The sequence below is a fragment of the Streptomyces sp. NPDC007346 genome, assembly GCF_040703535.1.
GTDB lineage: Bacteria > Actinomycetota > Actinomycetes > Streptomycetales > Streptomycetaceae > Streptomyces.
Map to the genome: position 1 here is coordinate 1 of NZ_JBEYKR010000234.1, position 7159 is coordinate 7159.

7 protein-coding genes are annotated in these 7159 nt (G+C 73.3%); 4 read left to right on the forward strand and 3 right to left on the reverse strand.

Features of this window, described 5'->3' with window-relative positions:
• Positions 1-93: 93 nt before the first annotated feature.
• From AB0917_RS32880 to lepB, 4 genes are all read left to right on the forward strand, one after another.
• Positions 94-1098 (forward strand): alpha/beta hydrolase, encoded by a 1005-nt coding sequence (locus tag AB0917_RS32880; RefSeq protein WP_366823379.1) that lies wholly within the window; start codon positions 94-96, stop codon positions 1096-1098.
• A gap of 127 nt (positions 1099-1225) precedes the next feature.
• Positions 1226-1735 (forward strand): DUF664 domain-containing protein, encoded by a 510-nt coding sequence (locus tag AB0917_RS32885; protein ID WP_366823374.1) that lies wholly within the window; start codon positions 1226-1228, stop codon positions 1733-1735.
• 112 nt (positions 1736-1847) lie between these two features.
• Entirely contained in the window at positions 1848-2141 is a 294-nt protein-coding gene (locus AB0917_RS32890; protein ID WP_366823375.1) for a hypothetical protein, read from the forward strand.
• A gap of 103 nt (positions 2142-2244) precedes the next feature.
• Entirely contained in the window at positions 2245-3024 is a 780-nt protein-coding gene (lepB, locus tag AB0917_RS32895; RefSeq protein ID WP_366823376.1) for a signal peptidase I, read from the forward strand.
• Here lepB and AB0917_RS32900 read toward each other — a convergent pair.
• The 3 genes from AB0917_RS32900 to AB0917_RS32910 form a co-directional block, all read right to left on the reverse strand.
• Positions 3014-5062, reverse strand: coding sequence for a fructose-specific PTS transporter subunit EIIC (locus AB0917_RS32900; protein ID WP_366823377.1), 2049 nt, complete (start codon positions 5060-5062; stop codon positions 3014-3016). The two genes, lepB and AB0917_RS32900, sit on opposite strands and share 11 nt — an antisense overlap.
• 91 nt (positions 5063-5153) lie before the next feature.
• Positions 5154-6101, reverse strand: a complete 948-nt coding sequence (gene pfkB, locus AB0917_RS32905; protein ID WP_366823378.1) for a 1-phosphofructokinase — start codon at positions 6099-6101, stop codon at positions 5154-5156.
• Complete coding sequence (locus AB0917_RS32910) at positions 6098-6859, reverse strand: DeoR/GlpR family DNA-binding transcription regulator (RefSeq protein ID WP_366823380.1); 762 nt, start codon at positions 6857-6859, stop codon at positions 6098-6100. Before AB0917_RS32910 ends, pfkB begins: the two co-directional genes overlap by 4 nt.
• Between the last annotated feature and the right edge of the window lie 300 nt (positions 6860-7159).

Consider the following 7159-nt stretch of genomic DNA (forward strand, 5'->3'; position numbering starts at 1 on the left):
GGCGCACTGGCGGTGCTGCTGTCGCTGTACCCCTGGCAGAAGGTGGTGCAGGGCGGCAGCCCGTTCGTGATGATCTTCCACAACCTGGACACCATGCCGCAGCCCGAACCCACGCCGACAGGCTCCACCACCCTGCCCGGCGCGGTCCACCGCCTCGTGGCCGGACCCGGCGGCCGCATCCACCTGGTCGAACAGGGCACCGGCCCCCTCGTCCTGCTCGTCCACGGCTTCCCCGAGTCCTGGTACTCCTGGCGTCACCAGCTCCCGGCGCTGGCCGCCGCCGGATACCGGGCCGTCGCCATCGACGTACGCGGATACGGGCGCTCCGCCAAACCCGCCGCCACCGACGCGTACCGCATGCTCGCGCACGTCGCCGACAACACCGCCGTCGTCCACGCCCTGGGCGAGGAGACGGCCACGGTCGTCGGCCACGACTGGGGCTCGCCCATCGCCGCCAACAGCGCCCTGCTCCGGCCGGACGTCTTCACCGCCGTGGGCCTGCTCAGCGTCCCCTACGCACCCCGCGGCGGCCACCGCCCCACCGACGGCTTCGCCCGGATCGGCGGTGACGAGGAGTTCTACGTCAGCTACTTCCAGACCCCCGGCAGGGCCGAGGCGGAGATCGAGGAGGACGTACGCGGCTGGCTCGCCGGCTTCTACACCGGGCTGACCGGCGAAGCCCTCACCCCCGAGGAGCACGGCAGGCTCTTCTTCGTACCTCCGGGAGCACGCCTCCGCGACCGCTTCCCCACCGGCCCCCTGCCCGCCTGGCTCGGCGAGGAGGGCCTCGACGTCTACAGCGGGGAGTTCGAACGCTCCGGCCTCACCGGTGCTCTCAACCGCTACCGCAACGTCGACCGCGACTGGGAGGACCTCGCCGCCTGGCACGGAGCGCCCCTCACCCAGCCCTCCCTCTTCATCGGCGGCGCGCTCGACGCCTCCACCACATGGATGGCGGACGCCATCGACGCCTACCCGGCGACCCTCCCCGGCCTGTCCGGCGCCCACATCCTCGAAGGCTGCGGCCACTGGATCCAGCAGGAACGCCCCGACGAGGTCAACCGGCTGCTGACCCGGTGGCTGGGCGGCCTGCGCTGACGCCCGGCGGCTCGGCGAGGTACTGATCGACGTCCTGCGCACCGCTCCGGACCACCAGCCGATCCCGAGCGGGGGCACGTGTGTGTCGGAGCGCGGTTCGGGCGGGTCAGGAGGCGAAGGTGAGGGGATGAACAATGCGAACATGCTCGCCGAAGCGTTCGACCGGGTCAGGGAAGCGGTCCACGCGGCGGCCGAAGGACTCTCGGCCGACGACCTCAACGCCCGCCTCGACGACGGGGCGAACTCGATCTCCTGGCTGATCTGGCACCTCACCCGGGTCCAGGACGACCACATCGCCGACGCCGCCGACACCGGCCAGGTCTGGATCACCCAGGGCTGGGCCGAGCGCTTCGCTCTCCCCTTCGACGAGGCCGCGACCGGATTCGGGCACAGCGGCGAAGAGGTCGCCGCCGTCCGCGTGGACTCCGCCGACCTGCTCCTCGGCTACTACGACGCCGTCCACGAACAGACCCTCGGCTTCGTCCGCGGACTGGACGGCCGCGCCCTCGACCGCATCGTCGACGAGGGCTGGTCGCCGCCGGTGACCCTGGGCGTCCGGCTGGTCAGCGTCATCGCCGACGACCTCCAGCACGCGGGCCAGGCCGCGTTCGTCCGGGGTGTACGGGAACGCGCGTGAGGCAGTGCGGTGCACGGAGTGCTGCCGCACCCCGTGCACCCTCCCAGCAGCGGTGCCATACTCGGAAGCAGTCCGCCGCAGAGGCTTGTCATCGTCCGAAAGGCGACACGTCATGAGCTGGGCATCGTGGACGACCAGCGGTGTCTTCGCGGGAACGGGCGGAGTCCGCACCGAAGAAGCCGGGATCCTGAGCGGAGACCTCACGGTGCACACGACCTGGTCGGAGGGCCAGGCGTCGGTGGCCGTGCAGTACAGCGGATCGTCGGACTGGTTCACCCTGGTGGGCAGTCCCGTGCCGTGCGCCTCCGAGGAGGAGAGCCGGGTCTTCCACCAGAACATCGTGGAAGCCGTGCGCGCCGGTGACGGAGCCACGGTCCCGCCGGAGGACACCGCCCCCGCCCCCTGACATCCGCATCCGCGCCGCGTCCGCCGCGCCCCATAGAGTGACCCGACAAGATCCGTTCCCCACCGGGGGCGGGCGCGCGGGACACGGGGCGAGGAGCGGCGAGATGGTGCGTGCGGGTGCACGGCGGGCGGGGACCAGGAAGCACCGGCCGTTCTGGGTGGAGCTGCCGCTCCTCATCGGCCTCGCCCTCGTCCTGGCCCTGCTCATCAAGACCTTCCTCGTCCAGGCCTTCTCCATCCCGTCGGACTCCATGCAGAACACCCTGCAGCGGGGCGACCGGGTCCTCGTCGACAAGCTGACCCCGTGGTTCGGATCCGAACCGGAACGGGGTGAGGTGATCGTCTTCCACGACCCGGACGGCTGGCTCGACGACATGGCCGTCGATCCGCCCAACACCGTGCAGGAGGTGCTCAGTTTCATCGGAGTGATGCCGTCGGCGGAGGAGAAGGACCTCATCAAGCGGGTGATCGGCGTCGGCGGTGACACCGTGGAGTGCGCGGGTGACGGACCGGTGAAGGTCAACGGCAAGGCCCTGGACGAGCCGAATGTGTTCCCCGGCAACACCCCGTGCAGCAACGACGACAAGGGCACCTTCAAGGTCACGGTCCCGCAGGGCAAACTCTGGGTGATGGGCGACCACCGGCAGGCGTCGGCGGACTCCCGCTACCACAGCGACGACCGCAACGAGGGCATGGTCCCGGTGGACGAGGTCGTCGGCCGCGCCGTCGTCATCGCCTGGCCGGTCGGCCGCTGGAGCACCCTGCCCGTCCCCGCCACCTTCTCCACCGCCGCCGAGGCGGCCCTCCTCCCGGGGACGGCGGCCGTGGCCGCCGTCGTCCCGCTCGTCCTGCTGCGCCGCCGCCGGGCGACGGTCAGGCGGTGACGCCCACCCGGGAGCCGGCGTCCGTGGCCTCGGCCTCCCCGGACTCGGCCGCCACCGTGCGGCGGGCGCCCTTGAGCAGGACGACCAGCGCGGTCGCCACCAGGGTGCCGGCGGCGATGGCCAGCAGGTAGAGGAACGGCGCACCGATCAGCGGGACGACGAAGACGCCGCCGTGCGGAGCGCGCAGGGTGCACCCGAAGGCCATCGACAGCGCACCGGTGACCGCGCCGCCCGCCATCACCGACGGGATCACCCGCAACGGGTCGGCGGCGGCGAACGGGATCGCGCCCTCGGTGATGAACGAGGCGCCCAGCACCCAGGCCGCCCGCCCGTTCTCCCGCTCGGTCTTCGTGAACAGCTTCTTGCGTACGGTGGTGGCCAGCGCCATCGCCAGCGGCGGGACCATACCGGCCGCCATGACCGCCGCCATCACCTTGAGGCTGCCGTCGGTCGGATCGGCGAGACCGCCGACCGCGAAGGCGTACGCCACCTTGTTCAGCGGACCGCCCATGTCGAAGCACATCATCAGGCCGAGCACGACGCCGAGGATGACGGCGTTGGAGCCCGACAGACCGTTCAGCCAGTCCGTGAGGGCGCTCTGCAGCGTGGCGATCGGCTTGCCGACGACGATGAACATCAGGAACCCGACCACCGCCGACGCGATCAGCGGGATCACCAGCACCGGCATGATCCCGCGCAGCGTGGCGTGGACCGGGACCCGCTGGATGGCCATCACCACCGCACCGGCCAGCAGACCGGCGACCAGACCGCCGAGGAACCCCGCGTCCACGGTGAGCGCGATCGCACCGCCGACGAAACCGGGCACCAGGGCGGGCCGGTCCGCCATCCCGTACGCGATGTACCCGGCCAGCACCGGCACCAGGAAGCCGAAGGCGGCCGAACCGATCTGGTTGAGCAGCGCCGCCCAGCTGTCCGCCTGCCCCCACACGAAGTGGTCGGCGACCGACTTGGCGTCCACGATCTCGTAGCCGCCGATGGCGAACGACAGGGCGATCAGGAGGCCGCCCGCCGCGACGAACGGCACCATGTAGCTCACGCCGGACATCAGATACGTACGCAGCCGGACCCCGAAGTGCGCACCGTCCGCCCCCGATCCGCCGTCCGCACCGGCCTCCGGCCCGTCCCCGCCCGGCGCCACGGCGGCGACCTCACCGCGCTCCGCCTTGCGGCGGGCCTCGGCGATCAGCTCGGCGGGCCGGTTGATGCCCGCCTTCACCCCGACGTCCACCAGCGGCTTGCCCCGGAAGCGGCCCTTCTCCCGCACCTCGACGTCGTGCGCCCAGATGACCGCGTCGGCCTGGGCGATGACGGCGGGATCCAGCTTGCTGAACCCGGCCGACCCCTGGGTCTCCACCGTCACCTCGACGCCCTCGGCGCGGCCGGCGGCCGTCAGGGACTCGGCGGCCATGTAGGTGTGCGCGATGCCGGTGGGGCAGGAGGTGACGGCGACGATCCGGAAGGGCGTGGCGCCGGTGTCCTCGGTGTCCTCGGCCGCCGGTATCGGCGCCGCCGGACCGCCGGCCGCCGCTGCGGCCCGTGACGGGCCCGAGGCTTCCCGTACGAGCTCCTCGGCCGGCTCCTCGCCCCGGATCAGCGCGGCGACCGTGCCCGGGTCGTCCCCGGCACGCAGGGCGGCGGTGAACTCCGGGTCCATCAGCCTGCGGGCCAGCCCCGACAGGATGGTCAGATGGTCCTCGTCCGCCCCGGCCGGCGCGGCGATGAGGAAGACGAGGTCCGCCGGGCCGTCGGCCGCGCCGAAGTCGATGCCCCGGGCGCTGCGCCCGAAGGCCAGCGTCGGGGCGCTCACATGCTCGCTCCGGCAGTGCGGGATGCCGATCCCGCCGTCGAGGCCCGTCGGCATCTGCGCCTCGCGGGCGGCGACATCGGCCAGGAAGCCGTCGAGGTCGGTGACGCGGTGCGCGGCCACCATCCGCTCGGCGAGCGACCTCGCGGCGGCGTCCTTCGTTGCGGCGGACAGATCGAGGTCGACCAGTTCCGCGGTGATCAGCTCACTCATCGCGGTGCTCCTTGCTCGGGGACCGCCCTGAGGCGGTGCGAAGGGATGAAAGGCGGCGGGTTCTTACGGTTTCGTCGGGGGAGTGCGGTGGTCATGGGGCGGGCTCGGTCAGCGGGCGGTCCAGGGGGACGTCGGCGCTCGACACGACCGCCGACAGGTCGAGGTCGTCCGGCGTGGGCATGAGGCTCCCCGCCAGCTGCACCGCCGCCGCCCCATGGGCGACGGCCGAGGCGAGCGCGTGCGGCCCCTGCCCGCCCGCCGTGAGGAAGCCGGCGAGGGAGGCGTCCCCGGCGCCGACGTTGCTGCGTACGGTCGCCACGCGGGCGGTCGCGAAGTACGCGCCCGACGCCTCCACCAGCAGCTGCCCGTCGGCACCCAGGCTGGCCAGTACGGTCCGGGCGCCCCGCTCGCGCAGCTCCTCGGCGGCCTCGAGCGCGTCGCCCACCGTGGCGAGCGGACGGCCGACGGCCTCGGCGAGCTCCTGGACGTTCGGCTTGATCACATCGGGCCCCTCCCGCAGCGCGGCGGTCAGCGCCGCACCGGAGGTGTCCAGCGCGATCCGCGTACCGGCCCGGTGGCTCCGCGCGACCAGCTCCGCGTACCACCGGGGCGGCAGCCCGCGCGGCAGGCTCCCGCAGCAGGCGATCCAGTCGGCGGCCGCGGAACGGGTCCGTACGGCCTCCAGGACGTCCTCCGCCTCGGCGGGGCTGAGCTCGGGACCGGCCGCGTTGATCTTGGTGAGGGTTCCGTCGGGTTCGACGAGCGTGACGTTGATCCGGGTGCTGCCGGTGACCGGCACCCCGGCCGCCTCGATGCCGTGCTCGCCCAGCAGCCGGGCCAGCAGGGAGCCCTCCGGCCCGCCCATCGGGGCGACGGCGACCGTACGGTGGCCGGCCGCCGCGACCGCGCGCGAGACGTTGACGCCCTTGCCGCCCGGGTCGACGCGGTCGGCCGTGGCGCGCAGGACGGTGCCGCGGACCAGGCCCGGCAGCTCGTAGGTCCGGTCCAGGCTGGGGTTGGGGGTGACGGTGAGGATCATGCGCGTACCACTTCCGTGCCCCGGCTCTCGATGGAGCGGGCGTCGTCGGGGCTCAGGCCCGTGTCGGTGATGAGGAGGTCCACGTCGGTGAGGTCACCGAATTGGGCGAAGTGCCGCTGCCCGAACTTGCCCGAGTCGGCGAGCAGGACGACCCGGCGGGCGGCCTTGACCACCGCGCGCTTCACCGCGGCCTCGGCGAGGTCGGGCGTGGTGAGGCCGCTGTCGGAGGCGAAGCCGTTGGTGGCGAGGAAGACGACGTCGGCGCTGATCTCGGCGTACGAGCCGAGCGCCCAGGCGTCGACCGCCGCCCGCGTCCGGTGCCGGACCCGGCCGCCGACCAGGTGCAGGGCGATCCCCGGGTGGTCGGCGAGCCGGGCGGCCACCGGCAGCGCGTGCGTCACCACGGTCAGCACGGCGTCCAGGGGGACGGACGCGGCGAGCCGGGCCGTGGTGGTCCCGGCATCGATGATCACGTTTCCGTCCGCGGGGAGCTCGGCGAGCGCCGCCTGCGCGATGCGGTCCTTCTCGCCGGCGGCCACGGTGTCCCGCTCGGCGAGGTCGGGCTCGAAGCCGAGCCGCCCGGCCGGAATGGCACCGCCGTGCACCCGGCGCAGCAGCCCGGCCCGGTCCAGCGCCTTCAGATCCCGCCGGACGGTCTCGGCGGTCACCTGGAACTCCTCGGCCAGGGAGAGCACGTCGACCCGGCCGCTCTCCTGGGCGAGGCGGAGGATCTCCTGCTGACGCTCCGGTGCGTACATGTGGTTTCGTATCCGTTTCATGCCCGAGTCTGTGGTTTCGCGCTCAGGTTACGTCCGCGGTTCGGGAAAGTAAACACATTCGGGCGAGAGGTGGGCACGTGTGGGCATGAAAGGGCATGGGCGGGCACCTGAGGTCATGTGAGGGGCATGGGCGGGCATGAGGAAGCGCCCGCATGGGCGCATGCGTCGGGGGGGGGGGCCCCCCCCCCCCCCGGCCCCCCCCCCCCCCCCCCCGCCCCCCCGCCCCCCCCCGCCCCCCCCCCCCCCGCCCCCCCCCCCCCCCGCCCGGCCCCCCCGGGG

Excerpts from the sequence above, each read along its gene's own strand:
- AB0917_RS32890 (WP_366823375.1), top strand. The coding sequence starts at position 1,848 with ATGAGCTGGGCATCGTGGACGACCAGCGGTGTCTTCGCGGGAACGGGC.
- AB0917_RS32885 (WP_366823374.1), top strand. The coding sequence starts at position 1,226 with ATGAACAATGCGAACATGCTCGCCGAAGCGTTCGACCGGGTCAGGGAA.
- lepB (WP_366823376.1), top strand. The coding sequence starts at position 2,245 with ATGGTGCGTGCGGGTGCACGGCGGGCGGGGACCAGGAAGCACCGGCCG.
- AB0917_RS32880 (WP_366823379.1), top strand. The coding sequence starts at position 94 with ATGCCGCAGCCCGAACCCACGCCGACAGGCTCCACCACCCTGCCCGGC.
- pfkB (WP_366823378.1), bottom strand. The coding sequence starts at position 6,101 with ATGATCCTCACCGTCACCCCCAACCCCAGCCTGGACCGGACCTACGAG.
- AB0917_RS32900 (WP_366823377.1), bottom strand. The coding sequence starts at position 5,062 with ATGAGTGAGCTGATCACCGCGGAACTGGTCGACCTCGATCTGTCCGCC.
- AB0917_RS32910 (WP_366823380.1), bottom strand. The coding sequence starts at position 6,859 with ATGTACGCACCGGAGCGTCAGCAGGAGATCCTCCGCCTCGCCCAGGAG.